This window comes from Klebsiella quasipneumoniae subsp. quasipneumoniae (genome assembly GCF_020525925.1).
GTDB classification, from domain to species: Bacteria; Pseudomonadota; Gammaproteobacteria; order Enterobacterales; family Enterobacteriaceae; genus Klebsiella; species Klebsiella quasipneumoniae.
Genome location: NZ_CP084876.1, coordinates 1933670 through 1952657, shown reverse-complemented (window position 1 = coordinate 1952657; position 18988 = coordinate 1933670). Strand labels below are relative to the sequence as shown.

At 58.6% G+C, this 18988-nt stretch carries 21 protein-coding genes; 9 read left to right on the top strand and 12 right to left on the bottom strand.

Annotated elements, in window-relative coordinates:
• Positions 1-6: 6 nt before the first annotated feature.
• Positions 7-1305, bottom strand: a complete 1299-nt coding sequence (locus tag LGM20_RS09475) for a D-amino acid dehydrogenase (protein WP_044523951.1) — start codon at positions 1303-1305, stop codon at positions 7-9.
• A gap of 98 nt (positions 1306-1403) precedes the next feature.
• The gene (locus LGM20_RS09470; RefSeq protein WP_032428909.1) at positions 1404-1550 is read right to left on the bottom strand and encodes a hypothetical protein; all 147 of its coding nucleotides are present in this window, start codon (positions 1548-1550) and stop codon (positions 1404-1406) included.
• Positions 1551-1626: 76 nt separating this feature from the next.
• Here LGM20_RS09470 and LGM20_RS09465 point away from each other — a divergent pair, with 76 nt between their 5' ends.
• Positions 1627-3159: a SpoVR family protein gene (locus LGM20_RS09465; RefSeq protein ID WP_004203310.1), complete on the top strand. Its 1533-nt coding sequence runs from the start codon at positions 1627-1629 to the stop codon at positions 3157-3159.
• 74 nt (positions 3160-3233) lie between these two features.
• Here the strand turns inward: LGM20_RS09465 and fadR are convergent, their stop codons facing one another.
• Complete coding sequence (gene fadR / locus LGM20_RS09460) at positions 3234-3953, bottom strand: fatty acid metabolism transcriptional regulator FadR (protein WP_004203311.1); 720 nt, start codon at positions 3951-3953, stop codon at positions 3234-3236.
• A gap of 248 nt (positions 3954-4201) precedes the next feature.
• Here fadR and nhaB point away from each other — a divergent pair, with 248 nt between their 5' ends.
• From nhaB to LGM20_RS09445, 3 genes are all read left to right on the top strand, one after another.
• Positions 4202-5752, top strand: coding sequence for a sodium/proton antiporter NhaB (nhaB, locus tag LGM20_RS09455; RefSeq protein ID WP_044523952.1), 1551 nt, complete (start codon positions 4202-4204; stop codon positions 5750-5752).
• Between the two features lie 128 nt (positions 5753-5880).
• A complete protein-coding gene (dsbB, locus tag LGM20_RS09450) occupies positions 5881-6411 on the top strand; it encodes a disulfide bond formation protein DsbB (RefSeq protein WP_004203315.1) in 531 nt (176 codons plus the stop codon).
• A 150-nt stretch (positions 6412-6561) separates the two neighbouring features.
• Positions 6562-6906 carry a TehB family protein gene (locus LGM20_RS09445; protein WP_044523954.1) on the top strand — a complete coding sequence of 115 codons (345 nt, stop codon included), beginning with the start codon at positions 6562-6564 and terminating at the stop codon, positions 6904-6906.
• Between the two features lie 6 nt (positions 6907-6912).
• On the opposite strand, the gene LGM20_RS09440 is transcribed toward LGM20_RS09445, so the two are convergent.
• The 3 genes from LGM20_RS09440 to LGM20_RS09430 all read right to left on the bottom strand — a co-directional run bounded on the left by LGM20_RS09440 (position 6913) and on the right by LGM20_RS09430 (position 8411).
• Positions 6913-7359 carry a YcgN family cysteine cluster protein gene (locus tag LGM20_RS09440; RefSeq protein ID WP_017900197.1) on the bottom strand — a complete coding sequence of 149 codons (447 nt, stop codon included), beginning with the start codon at positions 7357-7359 and terminating at the stop codon, positions 6913-6915.
• A 94-nt stretch (positions 7360-7453) separates the two neighbouring features.
• Positions 7454-8113 (bottom strand): fumarylacetoacetate hydrolase family protein, encoded by a 660-nt coding sequence (locus LGM20_RS09435; RefSeq protein ID WP_044523955.1) that lies wholly within the window; start codon positions 8111-8113, stop codon positions 7454-7456.
• 16 nt (positions 8114-8129) lie between these two features.
• On the bottom strand, positions 8130-8411 hold the full coding sequence (locus tag LGM20_RS09430; RefSeq protein ID WP_004203320.1) for a YcgL domain-containing protein: 282 nt from the start codon (positions 8409-8411) through the stop codon (positions 8130-8132).
• 126 nt (positions 8412-8537) lie between these two features.
• Here LGM20_RS09430 and minC point away from each other — a divergent pair, with 126 nt between their 5' ends.
• From minC to minE, 3 genes are read left to right on the top strand one after another with little or no spacing between them, the layout of a single operon-like run.
• Positions 8538-9236 carry a septum site-determining protein MinC gene (gene minC, locus LGM20_RS09425; RefSeq protein WP_023290209.1) on the top strand — a complete coding sequence of 233 codons (699 nt, stop codon included), beginning with the start codon at positions 8538-8540 and terminating at the stop codon, positions 9234-9236.
• Positions 9237-9259: 23 nt separating this feature from the next.
• A complete protein-coding gene (gene minD / locus LGM20_RS09420; RefSeq protein WP_002910900.1) occupies positions 9260-10072 on the top strand; it encodes a septum site-determining protein MinD in 813 nt (270 codons plus the stop codon).
• Between the two features lie 3 nt (positions 10073-10075).
• Positions 10076-10345 carry a cell division topological specificity factor MinE gene (gene minE / locus LGM20_RS09415; protein ID WP_004103270.1) on the top strand — a complete coding sequence of 90 codons (270 nt, stop codon included), beginning with the start codon at positions 10076-10078 and terminating at the stop codon, positions 10343-10345.
• Between the two features lie 77 nt (positions 10346-10422).
• Here the strand turns inward: minE and rnd are convergent, their stop codons facing one another.
• The 5 genes from rnd to LGM20_RS09390 all read right to left on the bottom strand — a co-directional run bounded on the left by rnd (position 10423) and on the right by LGM20_RS09390 (position 16882).
• Entirely contained in the window at positions 10423-11538 is a 1116-nt protein-coding gene (rnd, locus tag LGM20_RS09410) for a ribonuclease D (RefSeq protein ID WP_074186631.1), read from the bottom strand.
• A gap of 81 nt (positions 11539-11619) precedes the next feature.
• Entirely contained in the window at positions 11620-13305 is a 1686-nt protein-coding gene (fadD, locus tag LGM20_RS09405; RefSeq protein ID WP_085551111.1) for a long-chain-fatty-acid--CoA ligase FadD, read from the bottom strand.
• Between the two features lie 205 nt (positions 13306-13510).
• Positions 13511-14092, bottom strand: a complete 582-nt coding sequence (locus tag LGM20_RS09400; protein ID WP_032453356.1) for a Slp family lipoprotein — start codon at positions 14090-14092, stop codon at positions 13511-13513.
• Between the two features lie 38 nt (positions 14093-14130).
• Positions 14131-14826 carry a tRNA (adenosine(37)-N6)-threonylcarbamoyltransferase complex dimerization subunit type 1 TsaB gene (gene tsaB, locus LGM20_RS09395; RefSeq protein WP_023290213.1) on the bottom strand — a complete coding sequence of 232 codons (696 nt, stop codon included), beginning with the start codon at positions 14824-14826 and terminating at the stop codon, positions 14131-14133.
• 145 nt (positions 14827-14971) lie between these two features.
• Positions 14972-16882 carry an ATP-dependent DNA helicase gene (locus tag LGM20_RS09390; RefSeq protein WP_004175456.1) on the bottom strand — a complete coding sequence of 637 codons (1911 nt, stop codon included), beginning with the start codon at positions 16880-16882 and terminating at the stop codon, positions 14972-14974.
• Between the two features lie 131 nt (positions 16883-17013).
• Here LGM20_RS09390 and LGM20_RS09385 point away from each other — a divergent pair, with 131 nt between their 5' ends.
• Positions 17014-17358 (top strand): RidA family protein, encoded by a 345-nt coding sequence (locus LGM20_RS09385; RefSeq protein ID WP_002910910.1) that lies wholly within the window; start codon positions 17014-17016, stop codon positions 17356-17358.
• On the opposite strand, the gene LGM20_RS09380 is transcribed toward LGM20_RS09385, so the two are convergent.
• Positions 17359-17544 carry a YoaH family protein gene (locus tag LGM20_RS09380; protein ID WP_004203339.1) on the bottom strand — a complete coding sequence of 62 codons (186 nt, stop codon included), beginning with the start codon at positions 17542-17544 and terminating at the stop codon, positions 17359-17361.
• A gap of 88 nt (positions 17545-17632) precedes the next feature.
• On the opposite strand from LGM20_RS09380, the gene pabB reads away from it, so the two are divergent.
• Positions 17633-18988 (top strand): aminodeoxychorismate synthase component 1, encoded by a 1356-nt coding sequence (pabB, locus tag LGM20_RS09375; RefSeq protein ID WP_044523959.1) that lies wholly within the window; start codon positions 17633-17635, stop codon positions 18986-18988.

The following is an 18988-nucleotide window of genomic DNA, read 5'->3' as shown; positions in this document are numbered from 1 at the left end:
AGCTCCTTAGTTGTGTGCGCCATGCAGATGCTGCGGACGCGCCGGGGTGAACCCGGGGCTGTAGCGGGCGACCGCCAGATCGTCGTAAGGGATCGCCGGCGTGCGGCCGGAGATCAAATCGCTGATAAGCTGCCCTGAGCCGCAGGCCATGGTCCAGCCGAGGGTACCGTGACCGGTGTTGAGCCACAGGTTTTTAAACGCCGTGCGCCCGACCACCGGCGTGCCGTCCGGCGTCATCGGCCGCAGGCCGGTCCAGAAGGTGGCCTGCTCAACGTGGCCGCCGCGCGGGAACAGGTCGCGCACCACCATTTCCAGAGTTTCCCGACGCGGCTGCAGCAGCGCTTTGTTAAAACCGACGATCTCGGCCATACCGCCGACGCGAATGCGCTGATCGAAACGGGTGATGGCGATTTTATACGTCTCATCAAGGATAGTGGAAACCGGCGCGCCGTCTTCCTGGGCAATCGGGATGGTTAACGAATAGCCTTTCAGCGGGTAGACCGGAATATCCACCAGCCCCTTGAGCATCGCCGTCGAGTAGGAGCCGAAGGCCATCACATAGGCGTCGCCTTTGATAATCTCATCGCCGCATTTCACCCCGGCAATGCGATCGCCCTCCTGCAGCAGGGCGTCCACCGGGGTATTGAAGCGGAAGGTGACCCCGGCCTGTTCCGCCATCGCCGCCAGACGGGTGGTAAACAGCTGGCAGTCGCCGGTTTCATCGTTTGGCAGGCGCAGGCCGCCGGTCAGTTTGTGGCTGACCTCCGCCAGCGCGGGCTCCACTTCCGCCAGCCGCTTCGCCTCCAGCAGCTGATACGGCACGCCGGCGTCCTCCAGCACCGCGATGTCGCGGGTGGCGTTTTCATACTGTTTGGCGGTACGGAACAGCTGCAGCGTCCCGCCCTGACGCCCTTCATACTGAATGCCGGTGGTGTCGCGCAGCGCCTTCAGGCAGTCGCGGCTGTACTCCGCCAGGCGCACCATCCGGCCTTTGTTCTCCATATAGTGGCGGGTGTCGCAGTTGCGCAGCATCTGCCACATCCACTTCAGCTGGAACGACGTGCCGTCAAGGCCGATCGCCAGCGGCGCATGGCGCTGGAACATCCATTTTATCGCCTTCAGCGGCACCCCCGGCGCCGCCCAGGGCGCCGCATAGCCGGGAGAAATCTGCCCGGCGTTGGCCGCGCTGGTCTCCTCTGCCGGACCGGGCTGACGGTCGATAACCGTCACCTCATGACCCGCCTGACTCAAATACCACGCGCTGGCTACCCCAACCACCCCACTTCCCAGTATGACGACACGCATAGCGACTCCGTAACAGTTAAAGAACAATCATCTAATTACAAATTGATAACTCAGATGAAAATATTATTCAACATACGCTTTATTTATGGTGACTTAACTCACAGCAAACCGCACCAGCCCTGCGCTGCGAGATTTACGATCTCATGCTGCGCTTTATTTTTACCCAGCATTATATTCTGTAAATAAGCGCAAAAAACGGCTTTGAGATGGGGAAATCGCGAAGAAAAGCGATTGGCTGACAACACAGTTTGCTGTGCGGTGTTCTATGCTTGTTTAGAGGTTTTCCGTTCAGAGAAAACCAACAACAACGAGGGCGCGCTAATGGCTACGATTGACTCCATGAACAGGGACACCACCCGTTTAAGCGATGGACCCGACTGGACGTTTGAGTTACTGGAGACCTACCTGGCCGAAGTGGACCGGGTCGCTAAGCTCTATCGTCTTGACACCTACCCGCACCAGATCGAAGTCATTACTTCCGAGCAGATGATGGACGCCTACTCCAGCGTCGGCATGCCCATCAACTATCCGCACTGGTCGTTCGGCAAAAAATTCATTGAGACCGAGCAGGCCTATAAGCACGGCCAGCAGGGCCTGGCGTATGAGATTGTCATCAACTCCAACCCCTGTATCGCCTACCTGATGGAAGAAAACACCATCACCATGCAGGCGCTGGTGATGGCGCACGCCTGCTACGGGCATAACTCGTTCTTTAAAAACAATTACCTGTTTCGCAGCTGGACCGACGCCAGCTCAATCATCGACTACCTGATCTTCGCCCGCAAATACATTACCGAGTGCGAAGAACGCTATGGCGTCGACGAAGTGGAGAAACTGCTCGACTCCTGCCATGCGCTGATGAACTACGGCGTCGACCGCTATAAACGTCCGCAAAAAATCTCTCTGCAGGAGGAGAAGGCGCGGCAGAAAAGCCGGGAAGAGTATCTGCAGAGCCAGGTGAATATGCTGTGGCGCACCCTGCCGAAGCGCGAAGAGGAGAAGGCGATTGAGTCCGCCCGCCGCTACCCTTCCGAACCGCAGGAGAACCTGCTGTACTTTATGGAGAAGAACGCCCCGCTGCTGGAATCGTGGCAGCGCGAGATCCTGCGCATCGTGCGCAAAGTCAGCCAGTATTTCTACCCGCAGAAACAGACCCAGGTGATGAACGAGGGGTGGGCCACCTTCTGGCACTACACCATCCTCAATCATCTCTATGACGAAGGGAAAGTGACCGAGCGCTTTATGCTGGAGTTTCTCCACAGCCACACGAACGTGGTGTTCCAGCCGCCATACAACAGTCCGTGGTACAGTGGGATTAACCCCTACGCGCTGGGCTTCGCCATGTTCCAGGACATCAAGCGCATCTGCCAGTCGCCCACCGAAGAGGACAAGTACTGGTTCCCGGATATCGCCGGTTCCGACTGGCTGGAAACGCTGCATTTCGCCATGCGCGACTTCAAGGATGAGAGCTTTATCAGCCAGTTCCTGTCGCCGAAGATCATGCGCGATTTCCGCTTCTTCACCGTGCTCGACGACGACCACAACAATTATCTCGAGATCTCGGCGATCCACAACGAAGAGGGCTATCGCGAGATCCGCAACAAGCTCTCAGCGCAATATAACCTCAGCAATCTTGAGCCGAATATCCAGGTGTGGAACGTTGACCTGCGCGGCGACCGCTCGCTGACGTTGCGCTATGTGCCGCACAACCGCGTCCCGCTGGACAAAGGGCGGCGCGAAGTGCTGAAACATGTGCATCGTCTGTGGGGGTTCGATGTGCTGCTGGAGCAGCAGAACGCCGACGGCAGCATTGAGCTACTGGACCGCTGCCCGGCGCGGCCGAACGCGCTATAGCTTTACGGGACGTATAAAACGACGAAGGGGGCCATCGGCCCCCTTATTGTGTTTATCGATGGCGAATAGCCAGCTTAACGCACATTCATGGCTAAATCGCCGGGCAGCGATTTCTGCATCCGGTGCCAGATCTCGCCGCTGTCATGGCCGTAGCGACGAACCAGCTCATACACCTGATCGTGCAGGCCGCCTTCGCACACCTTCGCCAGCTGATGATAAAAGCCCAGCGCCAGGCTGCGCGCTTCCGGGCTGGAGAAATAGTGGCGGCCAATGCGGGTATACAGCCCCTTCATGCCGTTGAGGATCAGACCATAGATCGGATTGCCGGAGGCGAACGCCAGACCGCGGAAAATGTTGTAATCGAGGTCGGCGAAGGCGTCGGCGTGATCTTCCACTTCCCGGGCGCTGTCCAGCACCGCCAGCGCTTTATCCGGATGCTGACGGAACGCGGTGCGAATAAAAATCGTGGAAATATTGGTGCGCACGGAGAGCAGGTTATCAATCAGCTGCGGGACGCTGTCGTGATCGAGACGCGCCAGCGTTTCAAGGATATTCAGCCCGGAGGTCTCCCAGAAGTTGTTCACTTTGGTGGGTTTGCCGTGCTGAATGGTCAACCAGCCGTCACGCGCCAGACGCTGCAACACTTCGCGCAGAGTGGTGCGGGTGACACCGATCAGCTCAGAAAGCTCGCGTTCAGCGGGGAGAATCGATCCAGGTGGGAAGCGGTTATTCCAGATGCTCTCAATGATATACTCTTCCGCGAAACCCGCAGGGCTCTGCGCCTTAATGACCATAATAATATTTCCATTACACATTGTTGCAATTGCACTCATCATACCAGAGCCGCTATAGCGCAGATAGCATCGCAAGTGAATTAAAAAGGGATCGCCGTTTCATTTTCCGTTTTTACTTTACGCTTTTCCTTCTCTCCCGTAACCGCCGCCGCGCTGCGAAGAAAGTTGCTTCTCATTTTGCTCAGCTGATACTCTTGCCAATCGTTACGCACAAAATCATGTACTAATTGACGGGGAAGGATTCTGTCGTGGAAATTTCTTATGGCCGCGCGCTGTGGCGCAATTTTCTTGGCCAGTCGCCTGACTGGTACAAGCTGGCATTAATTATTTTCTTAATCATCAATCCGCTGGTGTTCGCCTTAGCGCCGTTTGTCGCCGGCTGGCTGCTGGTGGTTGAGTTTATCTTTACCCTCGCCATGGCGCTGAAGTGCTATCCACTGCTGCCGGGGGGGCTGCTGGCATTTGAAGCGGTGCTGATCGGCATGACCAGCCCGGGTCATGTGCGGGATGAGATCGCCAGCAACCTGGAAGTGCTGCTCCTGCTGATGTTCATGGTGGCGGGCATCTACTTTATGAAGCAGCTGCTGCTCTTCGTCTTTACGCGCCTGCTGCTCGGCATCCGCAGCAAAATGCTGCTGTCGCTGGCCTTCTGCCTGGCCGCCGCCTTCCTCTCCGCCTTTCTCGATGCGCTCACCGTGGTGGCGGTGGTGATTAGCGTCGCCGTCGGGTTTTACGGCATCTATCACCGCGTCGCCTCGGCGCGCCCCGACGATAGCGATGTGCAGGACGACAGCCATATCGATCAGCACTACCGCGAGGTGCTGGAGCAGTTCCGCGGTTTTCTGCGCAGCCTGATGATGCACGCCGGCGTCGGTACCGCGCTCGGCGGCGTCATGACCATGGTCGGCGAGCCGCAAAACTTAATTATCGCCAAAGCGGCGGGCTGGCATTTTGGCGAATTCTTCATTCGCATGTCGCCCATCACGCTGCCGGTGCTGGTCTGCGGGCTGCTGACCTGTCTGCTGGTGGAAAAGTATCGCCTGTTTGGCTACGGCGAACCGCTGCCGCCGACGGTCCGAAAGGTGCTGCAGGACTTTGACGATCGCAGCCGCGCGCAGCGCAGTCGTCAGGAACGGCTGCGGCTGATTGCCCAGGCGCTGATTGGCGTCTGGCTGATCGCAGCCCTCGCATTGCACCTTGCCGAAGTCGGCCTCATTGGCCTGTCGGTGATCATTCTCGCTACCACCTTTACCGGCGTGACCGATGAACATGCGATTGGCAAGGCGTTCACCGAGGCGTTGCCCTTCACCGCGCTGCTGACGGTATTCTTTGCCGTCGTGGCGGTGATCATCGACCAGCAGCTGTTCACGCCGGTCATCGAGTTTGTTCTGCAGGCCTCGCCGCACGCGCAGCTGTCGCTGTTTTATCTGTTTAACGGCCTGCTGTCGTCCATCTCGGATAACGTTTTTGTCGGTACGGTCTACATCAACGAAGCGAAAACCGCCCTCGAGCATGGCGCCATCAGCCTGAAGCAGTTTGAGATGCTGGCGGTGGCGATCAATACCGGCACCAACCTGCCGTCAGTGGCCACCCCGAACGGCCAGGCGGCATTCCTCTTCCTGCTGACTTCCGCGCTGGCGCCGCTTATCCGGCTCTCCTATGGCCGCATGGTGTGGATGGCTCTGCCCTACACCCTCGTGCTGACGCTGGTCGGCCTGCTGTGCGTCGAGTTCACCCTGATGCCGGTCACCGAATGGTTGCTGGCTCACGGCTGGCTGGTTACCCCCACCCTGCCCTGATCCACCCGTCGCCCGGGTTCGCCCGGGCGATTCAATAACCAGTTACGTAATATTTTCCGCCGGGCCGCTGGCGTCGGTTCGGTTTTCGTTTACACTGCCATGATTTAGCATCTTCCAGGGAAATGATTATGTTGCAATATTTAAACCAGTGCTCGCGGGGACGCGGCGCCTGGCTCCTGATGGCATTGACCGCGTTCATTCTCGAACTCGTCGCGCTGTGGTTCCAGCACGTGATGCTGCTGCAGCCGTGTGTGATGTGCATTTATGAACGCTGCGCCCTGTTTGGCATCATGGGCGCGGGGCTGGTGGGCGCCATTGCCCCCAAAACGCCGCTGCGCTATGTCGCCATGCTGATTTGGCTGTACAGCGCGGTACGTGGGCTGCAGCTGGCGTGGGAACATACGATGATCCAGTTGCACCCATCGCCGTTCCAAACCTGTGATTTCGCCGCCCGCTTCCCGAGCTGGCTGCCGCTGGATAAATGGTTGCCGCAGGTGTTTGTCGCGTCCGGCGACTGTTCGGTACGCCAGTGGCAGTTCCTGTCGCTGGAGATGCCGCAATGGCTGGTGGGCATTTTCGCGGCCTATCTGGTGGTGGCTATCCTGGTGATCGTTGCTCAGCCTTTTAAAGCGAAAAAGCGCGATCTGTTTGGCCGCTAAGCCGCTGTGAGTCCCGCGCATCATGAAACGCCCTCCGGGGCGTTTTTTTGTGCCTGCTGTTCATCGCTGAATCGTTTCCTGTCTGCGGTTGACCACGGCCATCAAAAGATGCATATTAAATACATCTTATATAGCCCCACAGGAGCTCACATGTCATCTTTACTGATCCCCGCAGACTGGAAAGTTAAACGCTCCACCCCGTTCTTTACCAAAGAGAACGTCCCCGCCGCCCTGCTGAGCCACCACAACACCGCAGCCGGCGTCTTCGGTCAGCTGTGCGTCATGGAAGGTACGGTGACCTATTACGGTTTTGCCAATGAACAGGCGACGGAGCCGGAGAAAAAAGTCGTCATTCATGCCGGGCAGTTTGCCGCCAGTCCGCCGCAGTACTGGCACCGCGTCGAACTCAGCGACGATGCCCGCTTCAATATTCACTTCTGGGTGGCGGATGAAACCGACGGTGAAAACGGGCTGTTCCACGCGAAAAAAGCGTGACGGCGCTTACCGCGCCCTGTCAGGCAGATTAAGGATGTGGTCCTGCCAGTCGACAACGGTGGACTCGGGCACCGCAATATGACGGACGGAGATGCGTTCGCCGTGCATCGCCGCTTTTGAGCCGGTCAGCAGCGGGTGCCAGGCCGGCAGAGGCTTGCCTTCCGCCAGCAGGCGATAGGCGCAGGTCGGCGGCAGCCATTCGAAAGTCGGCAGATTTTCGCGCGTGAGCTTGATGCAGTCCGGCTCATATTCGAAGCGACGCTCGTAGTTACGGCACTGGCAGGTTTTGATATTGAGCTGACGGCAGGCGACGTTGGTGAAGTAGATCTCATCGGTATCTTCATCCATCAGCTTATGCAGGCAGCACTGGCCGCAACCGTCACACAGCGATTCCCACTCCGCGTCGGTCATGTCATCCAGGGTTTTTTGTTGCCAGAAAGGTTGTTCGCTCATCGAAGTGTCCGTCGTTGCCAGTTAAGGGTGCACCTTATAACCAGTCTGGCACGACGATGCAAGTTTTGCCGCCCCAAAAGGCGGCAAACCGCGCTTACAGTACCCGGGTGGTGAGCGACAGGCCGTTGAAGCCGACCACCAGCTCGTCGCCGCTGTGCAGCGGCCCTACCCCTTCCGGGGTGCCGGTGAGGATCACGTCCCCGGCTTTGAGAGTAAAGAAGCGCGACATATAGGCGATCAGCGGCACGATCTGATGGATCATGTCGGCGGTGGTGCCCTGCTGGCGCACCTCGCCGTTAATCTTCAGGCTTAACGGCGTATTCTGCGGGTCGCCGTGGAACTCGGCGGCCGGAATAAAGCCGGAGATCGGACAGGCGTTATCGAAGCCTTTGGCCTTTTCCCACGGCTGTCCGGCCTTTTTCATCTTCGCCTGCAGGTCGCGCAGGGTGAGATCCAATGCGACGCCATAGCCGGCAATCCCTTTCTGCACATGCTCTTCCGTCGCCTGACGCAGCGTACCGCCGATCAGCACCGCCAGCTCGACTTCGTGATGCACCGAGCCCAGCCCCTCAGGAAGCACCAACGGCTGACGGAGATCGCACAGCGCGCTCTCAGGTTTAATAAACAGCACCGGCTCTTCCGGCGTCGCACTGCCCATTTCCTTGATGTGCTTTGCATAATTACTGCCGACGCAAACCACTTTGCTCACCGGATAATCCAGGAGCGCTCCCTGCCAGTTATGATGTTGGTACATTATTTTCCCTCGTGGGTTAATCGGATTGTTTCCCCTGTTCCGCCAGGTGTTTCTTTAGTAGATTTTCAGACGGCGGAGGAAGTTGCAGGTAATAGCCCTGTTCGCTTAACGCCTGTTTCACTTTTTCGAGGTCGGCGTTAACCAGTTTTTTGCGCCCATCCAGCGGCAGCAGCATCGCCATTTGCGGCGTGCCGAAGCCGCGCATCAGCTCGTCAGGAACGCGTGAGAAATCGTCCTTTTTTTCAACGTATAAATAGGTTTGTTCACGTTTAGTACTTCGATAGATCACACAAAACATAGTTTTACTCGGAATTAGACCCGTGGTCACTTGCCTCAATATATGAGTGACTATAACATGCCTTTTAGTCTTCGGAATATCACCGCACTTCGGCGGTCGATAAACAGCAAATTGAGTAAGGCCAGGATGTCAAATACGCCAATCGAACTTAAAGGCAGTAGCTTCACGTTATCTGTCGTTCATTTGCACGATGCAAATCCCGAGGTTATTCGTCAGGCGTTAGAAGACAAAATCGCCCAGGCTCCCGCCTTTTTACGCCATGCTCCGGTGGTGGTGAATATCGCCAGCGTCGAGGAGAGCGTCGAATGGCGCGCCGTCAACGAGGCTATCGCCGCGACCGGTTTACGTATTATGGGCGTCAGCGGATGCAAAATCCCGCGCCTGAAAACCGAAATCGACCGCGCCGGTATCCCGTTATTAACCGAAGGGAAAGAAAAAGCCCCTCGTCCGGCACCGTCCGAACCTGCCCCGCCGCCGCCAGTTGCTAACCAGATCACAAAAACGCGTTTGATTGACCAGCCGGTACGTTCCGGTCAGCGCATTTATGCGCCACACTGTGATCTTATTGTTACAAATCATGTGAGTGCCGGCGCGGAACTTATCGCTGACGGCAATATCCATGTATATGGCATGATGCGAGGACGCGCATTGGCAGGCGCCGGTGGCGACAGAGACGCCCAGATATTTTGTACCCACCTTGCGGCGGAGCTGGTCTCCATCGCCGGGGAATATTGGCTGAGCGATAACATCCCGGCCGAATTTTATGGCAAAGCGGCACGCCTGCGTTTAGGCGAAAGCGCTTTGACAATTCAACCGTTAAATTAATCCCTTTTTAACAAGGAATTTCTATGGCACGCATTATTGTTGTGACTTCGGGTAAAGGGGGCGTTGGCAAGACCACCTCCAGCGCGGCCATCGCTACAGGTTTGGCCCAGAAGGGAAAGAAAACCGTCGTTATCGACTTCGACATCGGCCTGCGTAACCTCGACCTGATTATGGGCTGCGAACGTCGCGTCGTTTATGATTTCGTCAACGTCATCCAGGGCGATGCCACATTGAACCAGGCGCTGATCAAAGATAAGCGCACGGAAAACCTCTACATTCTCCCGGCTTCCCAGACCCGGGATAAAGACGCCCTGACCCGCGAAGGCGTCGACAAAGTTCTCGAAGAACTGAAGAAGATGGAGTTCGATTTCATCGTCTGTGATTCCCCGGCAGGCATTGAAACCGGTGCGCTGATGGCGCTCTATTTCGCTGATGAAGCCATTATCACCACCAACCCGGAAGTCTCCTCCGTTCGCGACTCCGACCGTATCCTTGGCATTCTCGCCTCCAAATCCCGCCGCGCGGAAAATGGCGAAGAGCCGATCAAAGAGCACCTGCTGCTGACCCGCTACAATCCAGGCCGCGTCAATAAAGGCGATATGCTGAGCATGGAAGACGTGCTGGAGATTCTGCGCATCAACCTGGTGGGCGTGATCCCGGAAGACCAGTCAGTCCTGCGCGCATCCAACCAGGGTGAGCCCGTGATCCTCGATGCCGCGTCGGACGCAGGCAAAGCCTATGCCGATACCGTTGAACGTCTGCTCGGAGAAGAACGCCCTTTCCGCTTCATTGAAGAAGAGAAGAAAGGATTCCTCAAACGCCTGTTCGGAGGATAAATTATGGCTTTACTCGACTTTTTTCTCTCGCGAAAAAAGAACACGGCTAATATTGCGAAAGAACGCCTGCAAATCATCGTCGCCGAGCGCCGCCGCGGGGACGCGGAGCCGCATTACCTGCCGCAGTTGCGCAAAGATATCCTGGAAGTGATCTGTAAATACGTGCAGATCGACCCGGAGATGGTCAGCGTGCAGCTGGAGCAACGGGACGGTGATATTTCTATTCTTGAGCTGAACGTGACCCTACCCGAAACGGAAGAGTCGAAACCCTGACCTGCTGTTCCATCCCGAAAAAAAACCGGCTACGCCACGCGCCGCCGGTTTTTTTATAGCCTGAACCAGACCGCCCGCTAGCGCGGATAGTCGTTTAACAGCGTCATCAGCCGTTCGCCCATTTGCTCACCACGCCAACCGGAAATCAGCTCAGGTTCAGCGGCCTGCGTTTTCAGCTGCCAGTGCCAGTTCAGCAGCTGGTTGATCTGTCGACGCGACGCCAGCAGCTCCGCGCTTACGCCCTTCTCCGCGCTCACTTCCTGCACCAGCGCTTTAATCTCTTTAAAGGCTTTGCGGTAGCCCGGCATGTCGATCAGATTCTGCAGCGGCGCCGGCAGCGACGACTCCGGCAGCGCCTGGGCTTTCTCGACCAGGCCGATCAGCGTTTTGCCATGGAAGCGAATTTCGCTACCGGACAACCCGAGGCTGTCGAGCTCGCCGAGGCTGGTGGGCATATAGCGCGCCACGCTCCACAGATGCTCTTCCCGCACCACAAAGTTCACCGCCAGGTCGCGCTCACGCGCTTTGCGCAGACGCCACTCCGCCAGCAGCTGCAGGCAGCCCAGCTGGCGGGTACGCAGCTGCCAGGCGTTGCCGATATCGCGCCAGGCCTCGGCCGGGTCGACCACCTCCTGACGGCGCTGCTGCATCAGGCGACATTCGTCCAGTGCCGCCGATAGCCAGCCCGCGCGATCGGTCTCCGCCATTAATTGGCTGGCGATCGGCAGCAGGTACCAGACGTCGGCCGCAGCGTATTCACACTGACGCTCGGTTAGCGGTCGCGCCAGCCAGTCGGTGCGGGATTCGCTTTTGTCCAGCGCGACCCCGGAATACTCTTCCACCATCGAGGCAAAGCCCCAGGACATCGGCCGACCGCAGAAAGCCGCCAGGATCTGGGTGTCGATCAGCGGCTGCGGCATCAGGTTGAACGCGTTGAGGAAGACTTCTAAATCTTCGCTGCCGGCATGCAGGTATTTGGTCACATCCGGATTGAGCAGCAGGTCGCGCATCGGCGCCCAGTCGTTAATCGTCAAGGGATCGATCAGAGAGACCTGGTGGCCGTCGAACAGCTGCAGCAGGCCCAGCTGCGGGTAATAGGTGCGGGTACGGACAAATTCCGTATCCAGAGCGACGGCGGAGGCCGCGCTTGCCGCTTCGCAGACAGCGCGCAGGCCATCGTCGGTGGTGATCATCTGATAGTTCAAAGCATACTCTCTTAACTTGCGCCCATAAAAAACGCCGGCGTAGCCGGCGTCTGGCGACTCATTCGTTACTCAGCCTTTATTGTCCACTTTAGCGCGCGCTTCGTCACGCAGTTCTCGCCGCAAAATTTTCCCGACGTTGGATTTCGGCAGTTCGTCACGGAATTCCACCAGTTTCGGCACCTTATAGCCGGTCAAATGGCGTCGGCAGAACGTAATCAGCGCTTCTTCGGTTAATGCGGCATCTTTCTTCACCACGAAGATCTTCACCGCTTCGCCGCTGCTGCCGGACGGCACGCCGATGGCCGCCACCTCCAGCACGCCGCTGTGCTGCATGACCACATCTTCGATTTCATTCGGATAGACGTTAAAACCCGACACCAGGATCATATCTTTTTTCCGATCGACGATGCGCAGGAACCCCTCTTCATCCATCACCGCGATATCCCCGGTGTGCAGCCAGCCGTTCTTGATGATCTCATCCGTCGCGTCAGGTCGCTGCCAGTAGCCCAGCATCACCTGCGGCCCCTTGATACAGAGTTCGCCAGGCTGGCCCGGCGCCACTTCGTTATCGTCATCATCCACCAGTTTGGCTTCGGTGGAAGGCACCGGCAGACCAATGCTGCCGCTGTGGTAGTCGATATCGTGGGGGTTGACGCTGACCAGCGGCGAACACTCGGTCAGTCCGTAGCCCTCAAGCAGATATTGCCCGGTCAGTTTTACCCAGCGCTCAGCCACCGCCTGCTGCACCGGCATGCCGCCGCCGGCGGAGAGGTGCAGCGAGGAGAAATCAAGCTGCTGGAACTCTTTGTTGTTCAGCAAGGCGTTGAACAGCGTATTAACCCCGGTCATGGCGGTAAAGGGATATTTCGCCAGCTCCTTCACCAGTCCGGGTATGTCGCGCGGGTTGGTGATCAGCAGATTCTGCCCGCCCAGCTCGATAAACAGCAGGCAGTTCATGGTGAGGGCGAAAATGTGATACAGCGGCAGCGCGGTCACCACGAACTCTTTGCCGCGATGCAGCAGCGGGCCGTAGGTGGCATTGACCTGCTCGAGATTGGCCAGCATGTTGCGATGGGTCAGCATCGCCCCTTTAGCCACCCCGGTAGTGCCCCCGGTGTACTGCAGAAACGCCAGATCTTCCGCTACGATCTCCGGCTTCACGTACTGCATGCGATAGCCGTGCTGCAGCGCGCTGCGAAACGAGATGGCATCCGGCAGATGGTACTTCGGCACCAGGCGCTTGATGTACTTAACCACAAAGTTCACCAGCGTGCCTTTGGCGGTGGAGAGCTGATCGCCCATGCGCGTCAGGATCACGTGTTTCACCTGGGTCTTCGCCACCACTTTTTCCAGGGTATGGGCAAAGTTGGAGACGATGACGATCGCCGCCGCGCCGCTGTCGTTGAGCTGATGCTCCAGTTCACGCGGGGTATATAAGGGGTTGACGTTGACCACGATCATCCCGGCGCGCAGGATGCCAAACAGGGCCACCGGATACTGCAGCAGGTTAGGCATCATCAGGGCCACCCGATCGCCCTTCTGTAACCCTAAGCCCTCCTGAAGGTAAGCGGCGAAGGCGCGACTGCGCTCTTCCAGCTTACGGTAGGTCATCACTTCACCCATATTGATAAACGCCGGTTGGTCGGCGTAGCGGGTGGTGGCATGTTCAAACAGTTCAACCAGGGATTGATAGCGGTCAGGATTTATCTCCGCCGGAACATCTGCGGGATAACGGTTTAGCCAAACCTTTTTCACTGCATCACCTCTGAAATAGTTATTCGTCGTCATCACAGCCCCTGGGAAATACATTTTGTTAACATTATATTAACTCAGCGTACCAGTTTATTAATTAGGCAATGAGCAGGTTGCGAAGCGCGTCACTATTTTTTTTCTTATTCGACTGAAAACAAAGAAACAGCGGACTGGCCGCTGTTTCTTTGAACTAACAAAAACAACAAAATCATTCAGTTACAACGTTTCTTACCTCAGCAGGGCCGGGGTTGTACCATCCCCATCCGCCATAGCCGTACCCCCAGGGGCGGGGACCCAGCATCCACGGGTCGATGGGCTGCGGGGGCATCACCACCTGCTGCACCACGTTCCAGCGTTTGTAGCCGGTGGCGTTCATCAGCATAAATTTGTAGGGCGTGCTACCCACTTTGCCATCGACCACCCCGGCAATCGGCCCGACCACGGTCACCAGCTGGCCCCGGAAGTCCACCGGATCGAGGAAGCCGTTAACATCGGCAAAGATTCGCCCGCGCGAGGGTTCGCCCAGTTCCGGCCGCGCACCGCTGTCCAGCGGCACGGTAGCGATTTCTAAGCGGGTTTTACCCTGCTGGTTCTGCACGTTGACCACCTTGCCGCCAAAGCGCGCTTCCTGACCAACGTACAGCTGCGGGGCGTTCATCACCCGCACCAAATCCTGCTGCGGCGTGGGGCTGGTGCCTTTGATGGCATCCGGCACCGATACGCAGCCGCTCAGCGCAACGGCAACCGCCGCGGCCAGCAGCCAGCGAACGCCCTGTTTTTGACCCGCCATGATGCGACTCCTTTTCTCAGTCTTCTTGTTACTGAGATTCACTCGCGGCCCGGAAGTTTCTTCCACGCCACCTCGTTACGCAAATAAACCGGCTCCGCTTTCTCCACGGCCACGGTTTTCCCTGCCGCCAGCAGATAACAGGCTAACGGCAGCATATCCTCTGCCGCCGGCAGTTCAATTTCGCCGCTGCTTAAGGTCAGTCCGCTCTCTTTCGCCAGATCCGGCCACGCCTGCCAGCCGGTGCCGACGGTGGCCCATTCGCCGGAAAGCTGCGCCAGCCGTTCGGCCACCGCGTCCGGTTTGAGCACCGCTTCCGTCTCTTCGCCGTGCCAGACGCCCTGCTCGTCGCGCTGGTACTCAGCCCAGTAGACTTCACCCATCCTGGCGTCAATCGCCGCCAGCACGCGGGTGGCGCCGGTTTTGCGCCAGGCGCCCTGCGCCATGGTGGCCAGCGTGGAAACGCCGATCATCGGCAGCTCCGCGCCGAGCGCCAGCCCCTGGGCGATACCGATGCCGATACGCACGCCGGTAAAGCTGCCCGGGCCGCGGCCAAAGGCCAGCGCGTCCAGCTCGGTCAGGGTGGTGCCGCTCTCGGTGAGAACCTCCTGCACCAGCGGCAGGATACGTTGGGTGTGTTCGCGGGGACAAATTTCGAAATGAGCACTAAGGGTGCCATCATTCCACAGCGCCGCGGAGCAGGCCTCTGTGGCGGTATCGATAGCCAAAATTCGCATGGGTGGTCACGCTCTCGTTACATAGTTCAGGCCTTCAGGCAGCCTGTTTACCGGCAGACGGTCAATCCGTCGCCACACCGCCCGAAGTCTAGTGGGAACCGCTAATTAACAAAATGGCGCGCAGCTTAACACATTTTAGGGCGGATTACCTTGCCGGCGGCACGGCGAGGAAGCGCACCGCCCGGCGGATATCGCGGGTCCGCGGCGCGGGCGGCAGGCTGGCCAGGAACACCGCGCCGTAAGGGCGCATCACCAGCCGGTTGTCACAGATAACCAGCACCCCACGGTCGTCGATATCGCGGATCAGCCGGCCTACCCCCTGCTTGAGGGTGATCACCGCGTCCGGGAGCTGCACTTCATCGAACGGATCTCCGCCGCGTAGCCGGCAATCTTCCATCCGCGCTTTCAGCAGCGGGTCGTCCGGCGAGGTAAACGGCAGCTTATCGATGATCACCAGCGACAGCGCGTCTCCGCGCACATCGACCCCTTCCCAGAAGCTGCTGGTGGCCACCAGCAGGGCGTTGCCGGCGCTGACGAACTGCTGCAGCAGCTGGCCTTTACTGGTCTCCCCCTGCAGCAGCACCGGCAGGGTCATGGTGGCGCGGAACTGCTCCGCCAGATCGCGCATCATGGCGTGCGAAGTACACAGCATAAAGCAGCGACCGTCGTTAGCCTCGATCAGCGGTTTAAGCATGGCCGCCAGATGGCGCGCCGCGCCGGGCTGGTTCGGCAGCGGTAGATTACGCGGTACGCAGAGCAGCGCCTGATGCTGATAGTCAAAGGGGCTAGGCAGCAGCAGAGTCTGCGCCTCGTCGATCCCCAGCCGGGCGGTGAAGTGATGTAGATCGTCATTTACCGACAGCGTCGCCGAGGTAAAGATCCAGCTTCCCGACTTCTGCGCCATCACCTCTTTAAACTTCTCGGCCACGGTCAACGGCGTCAGCGCAAGGGTAAAGTGGCGCGAGGTGCACTCATACCAGTAGCTGTAGCCCGGCTGATTGATCTCTTTCAGCCGCTTCAGACGCCCGCGATAAAGCGTGGCGCGCTCAAAGGCGGCGTCGAGCAGCGCCGAGCGCCCCAGCGAAAGTTTGGCGACGTCGTAACACAGTTCAAGAGCATCATCGAGCAGCAGCAGCGCCCGCTGAATGTGGCTGTCCGCCAGCAGCTCGCGCAGGTTGCCGCGGTAGCCCGGGTCCCCCAGCTGCAGGCGAAAATCCTGGGCGCTTTGCGCGAGGCGGTCGGCGCATTTTTGCAGCTGCTGGGTGTCTTTCAGTTCGGTGCGGTAGGCAATGGTGATGTCTTTCGCCAGATCCAGCAGCTGGCGGCTGGAGAGCGACTGGCCAAAGTACTGGCTGGCGATATCCGGCAGCTGATGGGCTTCGTCGAAGATCATCACCTCCGCCTCGGGGATCAGTTCGGCGAAGCCGCTCTCTTTGACCACCATATCGGCAAGAAACAGATGATGGTTGACCACCACCACGTCGGCATCCATCGCTTTTTTACGCGCCTTCACCACGAAGCAATCTTTATACAGCGGGCAATCGCTGCCGAGGCAGTTATCGTTGGTGCTGGTGACCAGCGGCCAGGCCTGGGAATCTTCCGCCACGCTGGCGCAGGTGCTGATATCGCCATCCTGGGTTTGGTTCGACCAGGAGCGCAGGAGGATCACGTCGCTGAGGGTTTGCACCGGCAGATCGCCGCCCGCCAGCGCCTGCTGTTCCAGGCGTTCGAGGCACAGGTAGTTGGAGCGCCCTTTTAGCAGCGCCAGTTTGCCGGTGAATTTGAGCGCTTTGGCGACGGTGGGCAGATCGCGGCTGTAGAGCTGATCCTGCAGCGCTTTCGACCCGGTGGAGATAATCACCTTTTTTTTCGCCCGCAGCGCCGGCGCCAGGTAAGCGTAGGTTTTACCGGTTCCGGTCCCCGCTTCCACCACCAGCGGCCGGGAGGCCTCAATCGCTTCGCTGACCGCCACCGCCATCTGGCGCTGCGGCTCGCGCGGTTTAAATCCCGGTATGGCTTTGGCTAGCTGGCCGTCTGCTGCAAAATCGTCGATCACATTGCCCCCTGGTTATTTGGACAGTGATTATGTCAGGGAGGACGGCGTTTCGCCAGTCCGGGTAGTGACGCGAGCGGAACATTATGGCAGTCTTGCCGCTGCCGAATGGAATGCTCAAAGAGGAATGAGAAATGACAATTACGCGTATTGATGCCGAAGCCCGCTGGTCAGATGTAGTGATCCACAATCAAACCCTTTACTACACCGGCGTGCCGGCGAATCTTGATGCCGATGCCTTCGAGCAGACCGCCAACACCCTGGCGCAGATTGACGCGGTGCTGGAAAAACAGGGCAGCGACAAGTCGCGTATTCTTGACGCCACTATTTTCCTTGCCGACAAAAGCGACTTTGCGGCGATGAATAAAGCCTGGGACGCCTGGGTGGTAGCCGGTCACGCCCCGGTGCGCTGCACGGTGGAAGCGACGCTGATGAACCCGCAATATAAAGTTGAGATCAAAATCATCGCCGCGGTGTAATTACTCGTCTTCGTCTTCATCTTCAAAGCGCGCGACGATCCGTTCGCCGGTATGCGTCGCGCGTAGCTCTTCCGCCACCAGGGCAATCGCCTGGCCGCTGCTCATCCCCTGGGCCATCAGTTCCTGGATACGTTCGACCGCTTTTTGCTGTTGCTCGTGGCTCAGCGAAGGTAAACCTGCAAACATCTTGTACTCCTGCTACATTGGGGGGCGTAATTATTTCACGCCGTCCCCGCCTACGCCAGAGGGACGGTAACGTTCAGGATCGAGAAAGATGTTGTCCCCCGCGATTATTACCCTGCCCTGGCGCCCGGATGCCGCCGAATACTATTTTACGCCGTTAAGCGCCACGCCCTGGGCGATGCTGCTGCATTCCGGCTTTGCCGACCATCCGCATAACCGTTTTGATATCCTGGTGGCGGCCCCGCGCGCCACGTTGCTGACGCGCGGTGAACAGACCTGGATCGATGACGGCGAGACCGTTTGTGTCTCGGCTGACGATCCGCTGCAACTGCTTCAGCAGCAGCTGGATCGTCAGCCGTTCACGCCGCAGCCCCATGAGGATCTGCCGTTTCTTGGCGGCGCGCTGGGGCTTTTCGGTTACGATCTGGGCCGCCGTTTTGAGCGACTTCCCGCTGCCGCGCAGGCCGATATCGCGCTGCCGGATATGGCGGTGGGGATTTATGACTGGGCGCTGATCGTCGACCATCAGCACCAGCAGGTTTCGCTGCTCTGCTATGACGACCCGCAGCAGCGTCTGCAGTGGCTGGAGGCGCAAACGCCGGCGCCGGGTGAAACCTTCGCCCTGACCTCGGCCTGGCAGTCAAATATGAGCCGCCAGCAGTACGGCGAGAAATTTCGTCAGGTGCAGGCCTATCTGCGCAGCGGTGACTGCTATCAGGTCAACCTCGCCCAGCGTTTTCAGGCCCGCTACGTCGGGGATGAATGGCAGGCCTTCCGCCGGCTGAACGCTGCCAACCGCGCCCCCTTTAGCGCCTTCATCCGCCTTGCGGAAGGGGCGATTTTAAGCCTGTCGCCGGAGCGATTTATTCAGCTCCGCCAGGGTGAGATCCAGACGCGCCCGATTAAGGGCACCCTGCCGCGGCTCGATTCGCCGCTGGCGGATGCGCAGCAGGCGGAGAAGCTGGCGAACTCGCCGAAAGACCGCGCTGAGAATTTAATGATTGTCGACCTGATGCGCAACGACATCGGCCGCGTCGCCGTCCCGGGCAGCGTGCGGGTCCCCGAGCTGTTCGTCGTGGAGCCGTTCCCGGCGGTCCATCATCTGGTCAGCACCATCACCGCCCGCCTGCCGGCGACGCTTCATGCCAGCGATCTGCTGCGCGCCGCCTTCCCCGGAGGGTCGATCACCGGCGCGCCGAAGGTACGGGCGATGGAGATTATTGATGAACTGGAACCCCAGCGACGCAACGCCTGGTGCGGGAGCGTCGGCTATCTGAGCTATTGCGGCAATATGGATACCAGCATCACCATTCGCACCCTGACGGCCTGGCAGGGGCAAATGTATTGCTCCGCCGGAGGCGGTATCGTCGCGGACAGCGAGGAAGATGCGGAATATCAGGAAACTTTTGATAAAGTTAATCGTATCCTGCACCAACTGGAGAACTAG